General features: G+C 42.0%; 16 protein-coding genes. 6 read left to right on the top strand and 10 right to left on the bottom strand.

Annotation, left to right across the window (positions count from 1 at the left end; genetic code table 11):
• Positions 1 to 4: 4 nt before the first annotated feature.
• Positions 5 to 448: a flavodoxin gene (locus D8852_RS05290; protein WP_001162133.1), complete on the bottom strand. Its 444-nt coding sequence runs from the start codon at positions 446 to 448 to the stop codon at positions 5 to 7.
• A 103-nt stretch (positions 449 to 551) separates the two neighbouring features.
• On the opposite strand from D8852_RS05290, the gene D8852_RS05285 reads away from it, so the two are divergent.
• Both D8852_RS05285 and D8852_RS05280 read left to right on the top strand, forming a co-directional pair.
• A complete protein-coding gene (locus D8852_RS05285) occupies positions 552 to 1487 on the top strand; it encodes a DHH family phosphoesterase (RefSeq protein WP_125425250.1) in 936 nt (311 codons plus the stop codon).
• A 95-nt stretch (positions 1488 to 1582) separates the two neighbouring features.
• On the top strand, positions 1583 to 1825 hold the full coding sequence (locus tag D8852_RS05280; RefSeq protein WP_000710762.1) for a type B 50S ribosomal protein L31: 243 nt from the start codon (positions 1583 to 1585) through the stop codon (positions 1823 to 1825).
• A 116-nt stretch (positions 1826 to 1941) separates the two neighbouring features.
• On the opposite strand, the gene D8852_RS05275 is transcribed toward D8852_RS05280, so the two are convergent.
• From D8852_RS05275 to D8852_RS05245, 7 genes are all read right to left on the bottom strand, one after another.
• Positions 1942 to 3276 carry an Nramp family divalent metal transporter gene (locus D8852_RS05275; RefSeq protein WP_125425249.1) on the bottom strand — a complete coding sequence of 445 codons (1335 nt, stop codon included), beginning with the start codon at positions 3274 to 3276 and terminating at the stop codon, positions 1942 to 1944.
• Between the two features lie 216 nt (positions 3277 to 3492).
• Positions 3493 to 6669, bottom strand: a complete 3177-nt coding sequence (gene carB / locus D8852_RS05270; RefSeq protein WP_125425248.1) for a carbamoyl-phosphate synthase large subunit — start codon at positions 6667 to 6669, stop codon at positions 3493 to 3495.
• A gap of 427 nt (positions 6670 to 7096) precedes the next feature.
• Positions 7097 to 8179 (bottom strand): carbamoyl phosphate synthase small subunit, encoded by a 1083-nt coding sequence (locus D8852_RS05265; protein ID WP_000746720.1) that lies wholly within the window; start codon positions 8177 to 8179, stop codon positions 7097 to 7099.
• A 49-nt stretch (positions 8180 to 8228) separates the two neighbouring features.
• Complete coding sequence (locus tag D8852_RS05260) at positions 8229 to 9152, bottom strand: aspartate carbamoyltransferase catalytic subunit (protein WP_001293859.1); 924 nt, start codon at positions 9150 to 9152, stop codon at positions 8229 to 8231.
• 21 nt (positions 9153 to 9173) lie between these two features.
• A complete protein-coding gene (pyrR, locus tag D8852_RS05255; RefSeq protein WP_125425247.1) occupies positions 9174 to 9695 on the bottom strand; it encodes a bifunctional pyr operon transcriptional regulator/uracil phosphoribosyltransferase PyrR in 522 nt (173 codons plus the stop codon).
• A gap of 207 nt (positions 9696 to 9902) precedes the next feature.
• Entirely contained in the window at positions 9903 to 10532 is a 630-nt protein-coding gene (gene nth / locus D8852_RS05250) for an endonuclease III (protein ID WP_125425246.1), read from the bottom strand.
• A complete protein-coding gene (locus tag D8852_RS05245) occupies positions 10532 to 11074 on the bottom strand; it encodes a YceD family protein (protein WP_125425245.1) in 543 nt (180 codons plus the stop codon). Before D8852_RS05245 ends, nth begins: the two co-directional genes overlap by 1 nt.
• A gap of 167 nt (positions 11075 to 11241) precedes the next feature.
• Between D8852_RS05245 and D8852_RS05240 the strand changes: the two genes are divergently transcribed.
• Together D8852_RS05240 and D8852_RS05235 are read left to right on the top strand one after the other, a co-directional pair.
• Entirely contained in the window at positions 11242 to 11571 is a 330-nt protein-coding gene (locus D8852_RS05240; protein ID WP_125425244.1) for a helicase BlpT, read from the top strand.
• Between the two features lie 338 nt (positions 11572 to 11909).
• Positions 11910 to 13469 (top strand): ATP-binding cassette domain-containing protein, encoded by a 1560-nt coding sequence (locus D8852_RS05235; RefSeq protein ID WP_125425243.1) that lies wholly within the window; start codon positions 11910 to 11912, stop codon positions 13467 to 13469.
• 43 nt (positions 13470 to 13512) lie between these two features.
• Here D8852_RS05235 and htpX read toward each other — a convergent pair whose 3' ends face one another.
• Together htpX and D8852_RS05225 are read right to left on the bottom strand one after the other, a co-directional pair.
• Complete coding sequence (gene htpX, locus D8852_RS05230; RefSeq protein WP_125425242.1) at positions 13513 to 14412, bottom strand: zinc metalloprotease HtpX; 900 nt, start codon at positions 14410 to 14412, stop codon at positions 13513 to 13515.
• 1 nt (position 14413) lies between these two features.
• Positions 14414 to 14974 (bottom strand): LemA family protein, encoded by a 561-nt coding sequence (locus tag D8852_RS05225; RefSeq protein ID WP_125425241.1) that lies wholly within the window; start codon positions 14972 to 14974, stop codon positions 14414 to 14416.
• 93 nt (positions 14975 to 15067) lie between these two features.
• Here D8852_RS05225 and rsmG point away from each other — a divergent pair, with 93 nt between their 5' ends.
• A complete protein-coding gene (gene rsmG, locus D8852_RS05220) occupies positions 15068 to 15781 on the top strand; it encodes a 16S rRNA (guanine(527)-N(7))-methyltransferase RsmG (protein WP_125425240.1) in 714 nt (237 codons plus the stop codon).
• 375 nt (positions 15782 to 16156) lie between these two features.
• Complete coding sequence (locus D8852_RS05215) at positions 16157 to 17440, top strand: uracil-xanthine permease family protein (protein WP_084973907.1); 1284 nt, start codon at positions 16157 to 16159, stop codon at positions 17438 to 17440.
• Positions 17441 to 17450: the final 10 nt, after the last annotated feature.

Genomic DNA, 17450 nt, shown 5'->3' with positions numbered 1-17450 from the left:
ATTCTTATCCTACCTTAGCAGCCAATTCTTCTGCGAATTGTTCCAAGCGTTCGATATCTTCTTCTTCAGCAGAAAGATCAACTTTAACACACTCTGAACCTTTTTCTGCTCCTGTCGCTACAAAAACGCGATCAAAGTCATCGACAGCCTTACAGAATTCGTCGTAGAAGGTATCACCTGATCCAACAACCCCGTAGATTTTACCGTTCAAGTTGAGATCTGCTAGGTCTTCGTAGAAGTCCATCATCTCATCTGGTAATTCTCCATCACCATAAGTATAGGTCGCAACGATAGCGATGTCTGCTTCTAAGAAATCTGAAGCGTCAACAGTTGTACACTCATCCACATCGACATCCAAGCCTAATTCACGCAATTTGTCTGCAACAATATCTGCAATTTCTTCGGTATTACCGGTCATACTGGCAAATACAATTTTTGCTAATGCCATATCGTCCTCCTCAATTTATCTTTCTCCATTATATCATATCTTTTTCATTTTAAAAATAAAAATTCTTGTGCTACAATGAAATGAGAAAGAATTGAGGTTATTTATGGAAATTTGCCAGCAAATTTTAGAGAAAATCAAAGAATACGATACCATTATCATTCATCGTCATATGAAACCAGATCCAGATGCCTTGGGAAGTCAGGTAGGCTTGAAAGCTCTTCTCAAACACCATTTTCCAGAAAAGACCATCAAAGCAGTCGGTTTTAATGAACCGACTTTGACTTGGATGGCGGAAATGGATACTGTCCAAGATAGTGACTACCAAGGAGCCCTTGCTATTATTTGTGATACAGCGAATCGTCCTCGTATCGATGATAAACGCTATGAACAAGCTGATTTCACCATCAAAATCGATCATCATCCAAATGATGATATCTATGGTGACCTATCTTGGGTGGATACAAGTTCAAGCAGTGCCAGTGAGATGATTGCTCTATTTGCTCAAGAAAACCAACTAACTTTGTCTAGCGAAGCGGCACGACTTCTCTATGCAGGAATTGTCGGGGACACAGGGCGCTTTCTCTACCCGTCAACTAGTGCCCGTACCTTTAGAATAGCTGGCCAGCTCCGAGAAATTGATTTTGACTTTGCTGGATTGTCTCGTCAAATGGATACCATGAGCTTCAAGATTGCAAAACTGCAAGGATTTGTCTATGATCATTTAGAAGTTGATGAGAATGGAGCCGCACGCGTTCTGCTTACTCAAAACATCTTGGAAAAATATAAGGTTACGGATGCTGAAACAGCAGCGATTGTTGGAGCACCTGGTCGAATCGATACCGTTAAGGCTTGGGCTATCTTTGTTGAACAAGCTGATGGTCACTTCCGTGTGCGTATGCGCAGTAAAATTACCCCTATCAATGAAATTGCCAAACAACACGACGGAGGAGGACATCCATTAGCCAGTGGCGCCAATTCCTATAGTCTAGAAGAAAACGAAATTATCTACCAAAAATTAAAAAACTTGCTTAAAAACTGATAAAATACTTGCCAAACTTTTTAGAATCTGATAGACTAGTAGGGTAACAATCTATGGCTCGCAAAGAGACCATGGCAGAAAGGAAATATTGCAAAATGAAAAAAGATATCCATCCAGAATATCGCCCAGTTGTCTTCATGGACACAACTACTGGTTACAAATTCCTTAGCGGTTCAACAAAACGCTCTAACGAAACTGTTGAGTTCGAAGGCGAAACTTATCCATTGATCCGTGTGGAAATTTCATCAGACTCACACCCATTCTACACTGGACGTCAAAAGTTCACTCAAGCAGATGGACGTGTGGATCGTTTCAACAAAAAATACGGTCTCAAATAATGATAAAAAAGAACAGTTACCACTGTTCTTTTTTTGTACTTCTTTTTATGAACCAATCACTACTACTTTCCATTTGTCAACCTTCACGCTGACACTATAATTGATTTCAAACGAGTTTAAAAAATATCGAAAAGAAGCTTGATATTGAGAATGGTCAAGATGATTGAAACTACGTAACCTAGGATTGTATTCCACTTGGCATTGGTGAATTCTCCCATCAGTGACTTCTTAGAGGTCAGATAGATTAAGGGGAAGATTGAAAACGGAAGAGCGATTGACAGAAAGACCTGCGAATAGACCAATAACTGATCCAAGGTTTTTTCTTGATGTCCAAACAAGACGGCAACAATAATCACAGGGAGCAAGGCAAAAATACGTGTACCGATACGGATAAGCCACTGAGGCAATCTTAGATGTAAGAAACCTTCCATGACAATCTGTCCTGTCAAGGTACCTGTAATGGTCGAATTTTGGCCACTTGCTAAGAGAGCTAGAGCAAATAAAGTTGACAGAGTTGAACTAGCTATCGCTCCTGCTATCGTCGAATCCTGTAAGGCATTGTACATTTGGGAGAAAGCTGAAATTTCAGATGCATGACCAAAAAAGAGGGAGGCACCTAAAATGAGAAGTAAGGAATTGACAATAAAAGCTAGGGACAACTGAATATTTGAATCCCAAGTCATAAAACGCACGGCTTTCCGAACATCCTTCTTATCTTTGTGATTGATTTTCCTTGTTTGAGATAGGGATGAATGGAGATAGAGATTATGGGGCATGACTGTCGCTCCTACAATCCCTAGAGCCAAGGTCAATTGACTTTCATGACCTGGTAACGGTGTTTCAAATAAAGTTGAAGTTGGCAAATAACCACCAATAATCCCCTGGGTACTTGGATTGGATAAGGCTACAAGATAGGTAAAGATGGCTAATATGGTTAAAATAAGGGTCGTAACAATGGCTTCAATTTTTTTGAAACCAAATTTCATCAACAACAACAAAAGAAATACATCTAAAACGGTTAAGAGGATAGCGACCATAATCGGTATTTTAAATAAAAGATTTAGGGCAATCCCTGAACCTAGAACCTCGGCTAAGTCTGTCGCCATTAAAGCTAATTCTAAAATCACCCATAAACTATAACGAAGCCACTTGGGAGCATGATGAGCTGTTGCCTGTGCTAGGTCCATCTTAGTTACGATACCGAGCTTTCCAGCCATCTGTTGTAGCTGCATGGCGATGATGGATGAAATCAAAATAACGAATAAGAGACTATACTTGTAGGAGGCACCACCAACCACACTGGTAATCCAGTTTCCAGGATCCATATAACCAACTGCTACAAGAGCTTCAGGTCCTAAAAATGCTTTTAGATTTTGCCAAAAATGATTGTTATTCGGAGTTTCAATAGATTGATTGATCTCAGAAAGAGAGACTTTTTTGTAAGAAGACATCGGAATTTTACACTTTCTAATCTGTCTTAAGCTATTTTCTTAATGGAATTTTTGAAAATATAATGAAAATGGTTTCCCATTTCCAATTCTTCCTTATTATATCACATTTTAGAATGATTCTTAAGGAAGGAATGATAGTTAAAATAAGCAATTTCTGTATTGCAAAAGCCAGCATTTTCTAACGCTGGCTTTAAAACTGTGAAAATTCTTTCTCAACTAGATCGCTTCTGTGACAAAACTACGGCTTTCTAGCACCTTGAGCATGGCATTAGCTGTATCTAGGGCTGTAAAGAGTGGCACCCCGTGTTCAATAGCCGAACGGCGAATTTGCTCACCATCTTCGTCAGCAGTTCGTTTGGTTCCGACAGTATTGATGATCGCTTGAATTTTCCCTTTGCGGACAAAGCTTGGGATATCCTTCTCATCATCACCAATCTTACCAACAGGTTGGGCTTGAAGTCCATGACTGGCAAAGAAGGCTGCTGTCCCTTCTGTCGCGAGGATACCATAACCGATATTTTGGAAACGACGAGCCAAGTCCAAGGCTTCATCTTTGGCATCATCTGCGATGGTAAAGACAACATTTCCAAAGGTTGGCAAGTGTAGGTAGGAAGCTTCAAAGGCCTTATAGAGAGCTTTTTCCAAAGTAGTATCAGAACCCATAACTTCCCCTGTTGACTTCATTTCAGGACCGAGTAAGCTATCTACCTTAGCTAGTTTCGTAAAGGAGAAGACTGGTGCCTTGATATGAACGCGAGTGCTTTCTGGATAAAGTCCATCTTGGTAGCCAAGTTCTTCAAGACTTTGACCAAGAATGAGCTTAGTCGCTACCTGAGCCATAGGAATATTGGTTACCTTAGAAAGGAATGGAACCGTACGGCTGGCGCGTGGATTGACCTCAATAACGTAGACTTTTTCATCCTTGATAACAAACTGGATGTTCATCATTCCAAGACAGTTAAGGCCAATTGCTAGACGTTTAGTATAATCAGCGATGGTTTCCTGCACCTTTTGCGACAGGGTTTGTGGAGGATAAACGGCCATTGAGTCACCTGAGTGAACACCGGCACGTTCGATATGTTCCATGATGCCAGGAATGAGGACATTTTCTCCATCTGAGATGGCATCAACTTCACACTCTTGCCCAACGATGTAAGAGTCAACAAGAACTGGGTGATCTGGACTAGCCTTAACAGCTGTACGCATGTAAGAACGAAGGTCTTCCTCGTTTTCTACGATTTCCATGGCACGCCCACCCAAAACATACGAAGGACGAACGAGGACTGGGAAACCAATCTTGCGAGCTGCAAGCACTGCTTCTTCTTCATTAGTAGCCGTTTGTCCTGGCGGCTGCGGAATATCTAAATCTTTGAGTGCTTGTTCAAAGAGATCACGATCTTCGGCACGGTCTAGGTCAGCAACTTGCGTACCAAGGATAGTCACACCCGCTTTTGCCAATGGCTCGGCAAGGTTGATAGCTGTTTGACCACCAAACTGAACAATAACGCCTTTTGGTTGCTCCAAGTCGATAACATTCATGACATCTTCGAATGTCAATGGTTCAAAGTAAAGTTTGTCTGATACCGAGAAGTCTGTAGAAACGGTCTCTGGGTTTGAGTTCATGATGATAGCTTCATAACCAGCAGCCTGAATCGCCTTAACAGAGTGTACAGTTGCATAGTCAAACTCAACCCCTTGACCGATACGGATTGGACCTGAACCTAGGACTAGGACGGATTCCTTATCAGACTTGATAGACTCGTTTTCCCAGCCATAGGTTGAATAGAAATATGGTGTTTCAGAGTCAAACTCCGCCGCACAGGTATCGACCATCTTGTAAACTGGGACAATCTTGTTTTCCAAGCGAAGTTGGCGAACTTGCTCAGCTGTCGTTTCCCAGAGTTCAGCAATCTTACGGTCTGAGAAACCATTGAGTTTAGCTGTTTTCAAGACTTCTAGATCTTGTGGATGGGCACCTAATTCTTGCTCAATTTCAAAGATGTGCAAGAGTTTATCAAGATAGAAGATATCAATCTTGGTCAATTCAGCAATTTCTTCTGGTGTGTAACCACGGCGAATGGCCTCTGATACATAGAAGAGACGGTCATCTTGGGCTTTCACAACTTTTTCAATCAAGGCATCATCAGAAACGGTTGCAAGTTCTGGCATTTCATTGTGGTGAACTCCAATTTCAAGAGAGCGACATGCCTTGAGAAGTGATTCCTCGATGTTACGACCAATCGCCATGACTTCTCCAGTCGCCTTCATCTGGGTACCCAGACGACGCTCACCTTTTTCAAACTTGTCAAATGGGAAACGTGGAATCTTAGCAACGACGTAGTCGAGAGCTGGCTCAAACATGGCATAGGTTGAACCTGTAACTGGGTTGATGACCTCATCCAAGGTCAAACCGACGGCAATCTTAGCAGCTAATTTAGCAATCGGATAACCCGTCGCCTTAGAAGCAAGGGCTGACGAACGTGATACACGAGGATTTACTTCGATGACATAATACTTAAAGCTGTGTGGATCAAGAGCCAGCTGAACGTTACATCCACCTTCAATTTTGAGGGCACGAATAATACTCAAGCTCGCGTCACGTAGCATTTGGTTTTCATAGTCTGACATGGTTTGCGCAGGGGCAAATACGATGGAATCCCCTGTATGAATCCCAACTGGGTCAAAGTTTTCCATGTTACAAACAACCAGAGCATTGTCAGCTGAGTCACGCATGACTTCGTATTCGATTTCCTTGAAACCTGCAATAGAACGCTCAATCAAACATTGGGTAACAGGTGACAATTTCAAACCATTTTCAGCGATTTCGCGCAATTCTTCCTCGTTGGCACACATACCACCACCAGTACCACCTAGGGTAAAGGCTGGACGGACAATCACTGGGTAGCCAATTGTCGCTGCAAAAGCAACAGCTTCTTCCACTGTGTTGACAATTTCAGATTCTGGAATTGGTTGGTTTAGCTCTTCCATTAATTGTTTAAAGAGGTCACGGTCCTCAGCTTGGTCGATGGCAGACAATTTAGTACCCAGAAGTTCGACACCAAGCTCATCTAAGATACCATTTTTAGACAATTCCATAGCCATATTGAGCCCTGTCTGACCTCCAAGAGTTGGAAGCAAGGCATCTGGACGTTCCTTACGGAGAATACGTGTCACAAACTCCAGTGTAATCGGTTCGATGTAAACCTTGTCCGCAATCTCCTTATCCGTCATGATGGTTGCAGGGTTTGAGTTCACCAAGACAACCTCATAACCTTCCTCTTTCAAAGACAAGCAGGCCTGGGTCCCAGCGTAGTCAAACTCAGCAGCCTGACCAATAATAATCGGACCAGAACCAATCACCATAATTTTTTGAATATCAGTACGTTTAGGCATAGTTTATGATACAAAGCCCGTCAAGAACAAAGTGAAAATAGGAAACTCGGTGCAGATGCCTTCAGCATCAAGACGATGTTTATCTTTTTCACACAGTTCTTAGGGCGTGTTCGCTTCCGCGAACAATGTATCTTCTCCTTTCTATTCGGCAACTCTCAGGTTGTCATTAAATAAATTCTCCGACGATTTTTTAGAGAAACGATATTTTTCGATAAAAAATCTAGTGCAGGGAGTTTTTAGTTCGCCTAATAGCGACTAAAAGAAACGACCTGCCTTTCTATTCGTCGCCTCACAGAGCGACATTAAATAAATTCTCCGATGATTTTTCAATAATAAATCGAGTGTAAAAATTTTCAGCATCTCATTGCTCAACTAAAAGAAAGGACTTGCCTTTTTATTCGACAAGCCTCTGACAGAGTTTCCTATATCAGCGATTAGCAGATTTAAACGACTCCATCATTTCGATAAATTCATCAAAGAGATAGCTTGCATCGTGCGGTCCTGGAGCTGCATCTGGGTGGAATTGCACAGAGAAACCTGGTTGGTATCTGTGACGCACACCCTCAACTGACTTGTCATTGATTTCTTCATGGGTAATAATCAAATGCTCTGGCAAATCCTCACGGCTAACCGCATAACCATGGTTCTGGCTAGTAAAGTCTACTCGGCCTGTTGCAATTTCACGCACCGCGTGGTTAAATCCACGGTGACCAAACTTCATCTTGTAGGTCTTAGCACCATTTGCCATAGCAAAAAGTTGATGTCCCATACAGATACCAAAGATCGGAATTTTCCCTTGCACACCACGAATCATATCGAGTGCCTGGGGAACATCTTCTGGATTTCCTGGACCGTTTGACAACATGACCCCGTCAGGATGGAGATGGAGAATCTCTTCTGCTGTTGTTGTGTATGGAACAACGGTCACGTTACAGTTACGCTTAGATAGTTCGCGTAAGATGGAGTGTTTGAGACCAAAGTCTACCAATACGACACTCAATCCAACTCCAGGAGCAGGATAAGCTGTCTTAGTAGAGACTTGCTTGATATTATCTGTCGGTAGAACTGTCGCTTGGAGCTGGTCTATGATATGGTCCATCGTATCACCAACATGCGTAAGGGTTGCACGCATGGTACCATGCTTACGGATAATTTTTGTCAAAGCCCGGGTATCAATTCCTGAGATACCAGGAATTTTCTTGGCTTTCAAGAATTCGTCCAAGGTCATTTGATTGCGCCAGTTGCTGGCTCTACGCGCTTCTTCAAAAACTACTACTCCCTTGCAGGTAGGAGTGATTGACTCGTAGTCGTCACGGTTAATTCCATAATTTCCCACCAAAGGGTAGGTAAAGGTTAAGATTTGTCCATTGTAAGACTGGTCAGTAATGGATTCTTGGTAACCAGTCATCCCTGTGTTAAAGACGATTTCCCCTGTTACATCAATATCTGCTCCGAAGGCCTTGCCTTCAAATACTGTACCATCTTCTAATACTAGAAGTCGTTTTTTCATCTACTCACCTCTCGTTGATGCTCTCAGACATCTTTTAACGCTTTGTGCCTTATTTTGCTTTTCTATAGGCCAGCACAGATTCTAAAATTGCCATTCTGACAAAGACACCGTTGGTCATTTGCTGAACAATACGTGATTTCGGTGCTTCTACCAAGTGATCAGCGATTTCCACATCACGATTGACTGGAGCTGGGTGCATAAGGATTGCTTTTTCTTTCAAGCGGTCATAGCGTTCTTGTGTCAATCCATGCTGGTTATGATAGTCTTCTTTTGAAAATCCTGTCACAATTTCATGACGTTCATGCTGAACACGAAGAAACATCATAACATCTACTTGATCAATCACCTCATCAATTGATACAAAGCGACCGTAATGTTCAAACTCCTCACTTCTCCATTCCTCAGGACCTGCAAAGTAAAGCTCCGCTCCCAAGCGTTTAAGGATTTGCATATTAGACTTAGCTACCCGTGAGTGGTTGAGGTCGCCAGCGATAGCCACCTTAAGACCTTCAAAATGTCCAAATTCTTCATAAATTGTCATCAAATCAAGCAAACTTTGGCTAGGGTGTTGCCCTGAACCGTCCCCACCATTGATAATCGAAGTTGTGATGGTCGGGCTAGCAATCAATTCTCTGTAGTAGTCCACCTCTGGGTGACGAATGACACAGGCATCCACTCCTAGTGCAGAAAGCGTCAAGATCGTGTCATAGAGTGTTTCACCCTTATTCACTGAACTGGTCTTCACATCGAAATCCAAAAGATCAAGTCCAAGTTTCAGTTCTGCTACCTCAAAGGATTTGTGGGTACGAGTTGAACTTTCAAAGAAAAGGTTGGAAACGATATGCTGTTCCTCATAAGAAGCACTCGCTCCGTTTTTAAATTCGATTCCTCGTTTGATCAATTTCATTACTTGTTCTACAGTAAGGTCTTCCATTGAAACTACATGTTGCAAAGCTTGTTGATTTTCTGACATTTTTTTACTCCTTTTAGTGTTTTAGGCTTGTTCTGTGATTAGTACTCTGTCTTGTCCATCTAGTTCTGTCATCTCTACGATGATTTCTTCAGAACGACTGGTTGGGATATTTTTCCCAACATAGTCTGGACGGATTGGAAGTTCTCTGTGGCCACGATCAACCAAGACTGCCAAACTCACGCGAGCAGGACGACCGTGGCTGACGATGTTGTCAATAGCTGCACGAATAGTACGACCTGTATAGAGCACATCATCCACCAAAATGACTTCTCGATCTGTCACATCAACAGAGATTACAGAGGTATCTTCCCCACTTTTGACATCATCACGGAAAGGTTTGGTATCCAATTCTACTACGGGAACAGAGACATTTTCTAACTGCTCCAAACGTTCTTGGATACGACGAGCGATAAAAACACCTCGCGTTTTAATACCAGCCAAAACGATTTTATTCAAATCTTTGTTTCGCTCAATAATCTCGTAGGTAATCCGAGTAATCGCTCGTTTGACGGTCAATTCGTCTACAACTTCTTTTGTCCTCATGACAAACCTCCAAAAAGAAAAGTCTCCTTAACAAGGAGACTTCAGAATGTATAGCCAAGCCAGCCCTACTGTAAAGAGTATAGACTTCTGCTATCTATTGATCCGACTCCTTGCCTGCCTCACGGGACAGGTTTAAAGGAATATTTTATTGTTATTACTATATCACAAAGAATGGATCAATGCAAGAAAAAAACATAAATTTTTATCTTATAACGAACTAAAATCATATAATTGGGGATAGTGATCGCATTCTGGGTTCTTTGGATGACAGATAGCCCGTCCAAAGTAAATCATGGCTTGATGGGCTGCCAACCATTTCTCTGGTGGCAGAATATCCATGACACGTTTTTCTACTTCAAGGGGTGTGGCCGATTTTTTAACAATATCATGGTGCTTGCAGATACGCTCAACATGAGTATCCACTGCAAAGGCTGGAATTCCAAAGCCCACACTCATGACTACGTTGGCTGTTTTGCGGCCAACACCTGCTAGACTTTCTAATTCCTCACGAGTCTGAGGCACTTGACCGTCAAAATCATCTAGTAGCTGTTGGGCACATTTTTTTAGAAACTTGGCCTTATTGCGATAAAGTCCTAGGCGAGAAATGTGCGAAGCAATTTCACTTTCAGTCGCGACAGACATGGCTTGAGGCGTTGGAAAAGCTGCAAAGAGACCTGGTGTAGCCTTGTTGACAGCAGCATCTGTCGTCTGAGCTGACAACATGACCGCAATCAGGAGTTCAAAATGATTAGTAAAATCAAGGCTGGGTTTGGCGTCTGGGAAGAGGGCAATGATTTCTTCTAGCACCTTTCGCGCTCGTTTTTTTGACAAAACCATTATTCGTCTCCGTCAAATAGTCCTTGCAAGCCAGCAAATGGACTGTTTTCTTCTTTCTTGACTGCTTGTTGGGCTTGGTATTCTTCCTCTGTCATGATTTGCCAGTCATTTCCAGACACAAAACCTTGACCAGCTTCTTCTTCTGCTGTTAAGACCTTGATAGGAATATTTAGCAAGATATTATCGGAAACGCTCTCAGCAAGGTCGATTTCCCCATTTTCGATAGGCAAGACCAAGTCATCGTCTAAAACTTCTTGATCCAGTTGGTTGGTTGCTCCTTCCATGAAGACCTCTGTCACTGGATAAGACTCCTCCAACTCAACTGGCTCCATACTGCGGCTGGAAGCAAGGACAATGGTATAAGATAGCTGATAGTCTAAGAAATACATACGGTCTTCGTACTGGATCTTTCCCACTGCTAGGATATCTTTAACATCTAAAATTTCTTGATTACGTTTACGCAAGTCTGCGACAAGGTCCAAAGTTTGTTCAAAGTGTAGGCCTTCAGGCTGTTTACGAATTTCTTGAATGTTTAACTTCATATTTCCTCCATAAAGATGTACTCACTTGATTATACCATGAAAAAGCTATAAGTCAGCCTCCCAAACTTTGATATGAAAATCTTATTTTTAACATATTTACTATGATAAACTTTCCTATTAGTGCTATACTATAGGCAAGAATACATCAGAGCAAGGAGGATGCTCATATGGAAGACAAAGCACTGATTAACGAAGCTTACCAACTCCTTTCCGAGTTAAATAAAAGTTTCCAAAGTTGCAAACAAGGTACAGCCGATGATTTTCGTCTACAAGAACTGCTAAACAGCACTCTCAAGGAACTTAAAAAAGCGGAAAAGCTTGACAACAGTATCTTAATCGACCTTGAGAAATTTTACCAACGTACCAGTCTTCTGATTGGACTTGGTAGCCTAAAACTGAACGATCAAGCACGCACCGCTTGGCGCAACTATGACAAGTTCCATTATGAGCATGTCAAACACGTCTTAACTCTCTATGGACCTGTTTTCGGTTTTTAGAGTTTGAAATTACTTGTTTTCTATTGACAAAATTTCCTGAAAGGTATAGGATAGAGGTACTAATACTCGGAGGTAAGGGAGACATGAACAACTAAGTCTATCAAATAAAGAAACTTTATTTAGTAGATCGTGTTTTTGTCTCTTTTTGTGTGCTCTTTTTGTACTAGATCATCTGGTGCTTTATCCACTTTGAAAATCAAAAAACTAGAAAGCTAACCATCTGCTCCTCTTGGGTTGGATTAGGCAAGTCTAAGCTAGTTTGACGAGCTTTTCAACGAGGATAATGGAGTTTTTGACAGTGACTTTGGGCTCTACTAGGTAAAGTAGAGCTTTTTGTTATGCACTATGGACATTCTAGAAAGGGCAAGAATATGATAAAAATCAATCATCTGACCATCACACAAAACAAAGATCTACGAGAGCTTGTTTCTGACCTAACCATGACTATCCAAGACGGGGAAAAGGTTGCTATTATTGGCGAAGAGGGAAATGGCAAATCAACCTTGCTACGAGCTTTAATGGGGGAAGCATTACCTGATTTCACTATCAAGGGAGACATCCAGTCTGACCTTCAGTCACTGGCCTACATTCCTCAAAAGTTACCTGAGGAGCTAAAAAATAGAACTCTACACGATTACTTCTTTTTAGAGTCTACTGATTTAGACTACAGTATCCTCTATCGTTTGGCTGAGGAGTTGCATTTTAATAGTGATCGCTTCGCTAGTGACCAAAAGATTGGGAGTCTATCAGGGGGCGAAGCTTTGAAAGTTCAACTCATCCATGAGTTAGCCAAACCATTTGAGATTCTTTTTTTAGATGAACCTTCAAATGACCTAGACCTTGAGACGGTTGATTGGCTAAAAGGTCAGATTCAAAAGATTAGGCAAACTGTTATTTTCATTTCCCATGATGAAGACTTTCTCTCTCAAACGGCAGATACTATTGTCCACTTGCGACTGGTCAAGCATCGGAAAGAAGCGGAAACGCTTGTAGAGCATTTAGACTATGATCGCTACAGTGACCAGAGAAAGGCTAGTTTTGCTAGACAAAGCCAGCAAGCTGCTAACGACCAAAGAGCCTATGACAAAACCATGGAAAAGCATCGCCGCGTCAAGCAAAATGTAGAAACTGCCTTACGTAACACTAAAAATGATGTTGCCGGTCGCCTATTGGCAAAAAAGATGAAAAATGTTCTCTCTCAAGAAAAACGCTACGAAAAGGCAGCTCAGTCCATGACCCAAAAGCCGCTTGAAGAAGAACAAATCCAACTTTTCTTCTCAGATATACAACCATTACCAGCTTCTAAAGTCTTAATCCGACTGGAAAAGGAAAATTTGTCCATTGGCGACCGAGTTTTGGCTAAAAAACTACAACTAACTATCCGTGGCCAAGATAAAATCGGTATCATCGGGCCTAATGGTATTGGGAAATCGACTCTGCTTGCCAAGTTGCAACAACTGCTCAGCACCAAAAGAGAAATTTCGCTTGGTTTTATGCCACAAGATTACCATAAAAAACTGCAATTGGATTTATCTCCAGTAGACTACCTCAGCCAAACTGGACAAAAAGAGGAACTACAGAAAATCCAATCCCACTTAGCCAGTCTCAATTTCAGCTATCCAGAAATGCACCACCAAATTCGCTCCTTATCTGGCGGGCAACAAGGTAAACTGCTTCTTTTGGATTTAGTGCTGCGCAAACCAAACTTTCTCCTTCTGGATGAGCCCACACGAAACTTTTCTCCCACTTCTCAACCCGAAATAAGAAAACTCTTTGCCTCTTATCCCGGCGGTCTGATCACTGTTTCGCATGACAGACGCTTCTTAAAAGAGATCTGTACGAGTATCTATCGTTTAACAGAAGAAGGTTTGGAAGTCGTTGATTTACAAGATTTATAAATGTTGAACATAGCAAAAATCCAGAGACGACCTCTGGATTTTTTTACATGTGTTTCAAGCGTTCGATTCGCTCTGAGATAGGTGGATGGGTGTAAAATAGTTTTTGGAGTCCGCCACCTTTCTTAGGGTCATTGATATAAAGAGCGCTGCTGGCATCATCGACATGGTGATGCATCGGCTCGCTATTGTCCAACTTACGCAAGGCATTGATCATCCCTTGAGGATTGCGAGTCAGCTCCACACTGGATGCGTCCGCCAAAAATTCCCTCTGACGTGAAATGGCTAGTTGTACCAAGGTTGCAGCGAGAGGTGCCAGAACAATGGCTAAGAGAGAGATGACAAGCATGATAATCTCTAAACCATTTCCATCACGATCGTCGTCACTTCGTCTGCGACCTGCACCTCCCCACCACATCATACGACCTGCCATACTAGACAGAAGGGTAATGGCACTGGCAAGGGCAACAGCAATGGTCGAAATGCGGATATCGTAGTTTCGGATATGGCTGACCTCATGACCCATAACAGCTTCTAGCTCCTCACGATTCATGATAGCCAGAAGACCCGAAGTGGCTGCGACTGCTGCATTCTGCGGATTCGAACCTGTTGCAAAGGCATTTAAAGAAGAATCCTCAATGATGAAAACACGTGGCATGGGAATCTGAGCGACCATAGCCATATCCTCCACTACATGGTAGAGGTCTGGTGCTGTTTGTTCATCAACCTCACGCGCCCCATTCATAGACATGACAATCTCTGTTGATTGAAAGATCATGGTCAGAGCGTAGATAAGGCCGATAATTAAGGCAATAATCATGCCGCCAAGACCTGAGCGCATGAAGAGATAGCCAACCGCATAACCAATCAAGGCCAAGAGTAGGAAGAAAATCAGCAACAAAATCCAGGTTCTTCGCTTATTGCTTGCAATTTGATCAAACAACATCTTAGTCACCTAAACCGCTAAAATCGACTTTCGGAACTGCCTTTTCCTCTTCAGGTGTTTGAAGGAAGTCTGCAGCTTTAAAGCCAAATAGTCCCGCTATGATGTTACTTGGGAAGCTTTCAAGTTTTACATTGTAGTTGCTGACAACACTGTTGTAGAGTTGGCGAGAGTAAGAAATTTTATTTTCTGTATTGGTCAACTCTTCTTGCAATTTGATAAAGTTAGCACTAGCCTTCAAGTCTGGGTAATTCTCTGCTACTGCAAAGATACCAGAAATCTGGCGGGTAAGGGCATCACTGGCCTTCATAGCTTCAGCTGGTGAAGTTGCTGTAGCTACTTGTCTACGAAGTTCTGTCACTTTTTCCAAGGTAGAACCTTCATATTTCGCATAGCCTTTGACTGTTTCAATCAAGTTTGGGAGGAGATCATTACGACGCTTCAACTGAACATCGATCTGGCTCCAAGCCTCCTTGGTTTGCATACGATTTCTAACCAAACCGTTATAGCTAACAATCACAAAAATAACAATCAGAGCCAAAACTCCAAGAATAATCCAAGTCATAATCTTATTCCTTTCTGCTTTTAGATTAATACCAGTATATCAAAATTTTAATGATTGTGGTAAAATAAGATGATACTAGAGAAGGAAACTACTATGAAACCAGAAACATTTTACAGCCTACTAGCTGAGCAAAATCTTCCACTTTCGGACCAGCAAAAAAAACAATTTGAACGTTATTTTGAACTCTTGGTCGAGTGGAATGAAAAGATTAATTTGACCGCTATTACAGACAAGGAAGAAGTTTATCTCAAACATTTTTATGATTCGATTGCACCCATTCTACAAGGCTTGATTCCCAATGAAAATATCAAACTGCTTGATATCGGAGCTGGGGCAGGATTTCCTAGTCTGCCGATGAAAATTCTCTATCCTCAGCTAGATGTGACCATCATTGATTCTCTAAATAAGCGCATCAACTTCCTTCAGCTTTTGGCTCAGGAGCTGGATTTGGACGGTGTACATTTTTACCATGGCCGTGCCGAAGATTTCGCTCAAGACAAGAACTTCCGTGCTCAATATGATTTTGTAACAGCTCGTGCGGTTGCCCGCATGCAGGTCTTGTCTGAATTGACCATCCCTTACCTTAAAGTTGGTGGCAAACTATTGGCACTCAAGGCCAGCAATGCGCCTGAGGAATTGTTAGAAGCTAAGAATGCCCTCAATCTCCTTTTTAGTAAAGTTGAAGACAATCTCAGCTACGCCCTACCAAATGGAGATCCGCGCTACATCACAGTGGTAGAAAAGAAAAAGGAAACACCAAATAAATATCCACGTAAGGCTGGCATGCCCAACAAACGCCCGCTTTAATCCTATCAATAGCGCACCCTTGTTTAAAGTTGAGTAAAAATGATTTACAAAATCATACCTCCCCTCATTTCTAGGCTCGGGAAAAAATGATTTACAAAATTATTCCTCGCTTTCTTATTTCTAGGATCGGGAAAAAATGATTTACAAAATCAGCCTCGCTCTTTTATTTCTAGGCTCTGGAAAAATTCGTTTACAAAACGAATTTTTTCTGCTATACTATCCTAAGCAAAGGTTTTTAATGTCATCCTGTGAGGTGACGAAGGCGTAGATTTATATAAATTTTTAAAAGATAGCTATTTTTTAAAAAGTCTTACTCTGAGGGCCTATTGCTGTAAAATAATGGGCTCTTTTTTGATGCCCAAAAGTGAGGTTTATATGAAACAAGAATCAACTGTTGATTTGTTACTAGACGTTGATCAACGTCCTTCTGCTGGTAAAGGTATTCTCCTCAGCTTCCAGCACGTTTTTGCCATGTTTGGTGCAACCATCCTCGTTCCCTTAATTTTGGGAATGCCTGTATCTGTTGCCCTTTTTGCTTCAGGTGTTGGAACACTCATCTACATGATTTCAACTGGGTTTAAAGTTCCAGTTTATCTAGGTTCTTCATTTGCCTTTATCACAGCTATGTCACTGGCTATGAAAGAAATGGGTGGGGATGTATCTGCTGCCCAAACAGGGGTGATCTTGACTGGTTTGGTCTACGTCCTTGTTGCTGCTGGTGTTCGTTTTGCAGGTACAAAATGGATTGATAAACTCTTGCCACCAATCATTATCGGTCCTATGATCATCGTTATCGGTCTCGGACTTGCAGGTTCAGCAGTTACTAACGCTGGACTTGTAGCGGACGGAAATTGGAAAAATGCTCTTGTAGCAGTTGTTACTTTCTTGATTGCTGCCTTTATCAATACTAAAGGAAAAGGCTTCCTACGAATCATTCCCTTCCTCTTTGCCATTATCGGTGGTTACCTCTTCGCACTAACTCTTGGCTTGGTTGACTTTACACCAGTCCTAGAAGCTAACTGGTTTGAAATCCCTGGTTTCTACTTACCATTTAGTACAGGCGGAGCCTTCAAAGAGTATAACCTCTACTTCGGTCCTGAAACAATCGCCATCTTGCCAATCGCTATCGTAACAATTTCTGAGCACATCGGTGACCATACAGTCCTAAGCCAAATCTGTGGGCGTCAGTTCCTGAAAGAACCAGGTCTTCACCGTACACTTCTCGGTGACGGTATTGCAACATCTGTATCTGCTTTCCTCGGTGGACCAGCTAATACGACTTACGGTGAAAATACAGGAGTTATCGGGATGACCCGTATCGCTTCTGTCTCAGTTATCCGTAACGCTGCCTTTATTGCCATCGCTCTTAGTTTCCTTGGTAAATTCACTGCCTTGATCTCAACAATCCCTAGTGCTGTACTTGGTGGAATGTCCATCCTTCTCTACGGAGTTATCGCCAGCAACGGTTTGAAAGTCTTGATCAAGGAACGCGTTGACTTCAGTCAAATGCGTAACCTCATCATTGCTAGTGCTATGTTGGTTCTTGGGCTTGGTGGAGCCATCCTCAAAGTAGGACCAGTTACCCTTTCAGGTACTGCCCTATCAGCTATGACAGGTATCATCTTAAACCTAATCTTACCACACGAAAATAAAGACTAGTCATCTATAC

Origin of the sequence: Streptococcus mitis, from assembly GCF_003942695.1 — a bacterium.
GTDB lineage: Bacteria > Bacillota > Bacilli > Lactobacillales > Streptococcaceae > Streptococcus > Streptococcus mitis_BD.
The sequence above is the reverse complement of the archived record's forward strand: the minus strand, read 5'-3'. Positions and strand labels throughout refer to the sequence as shown.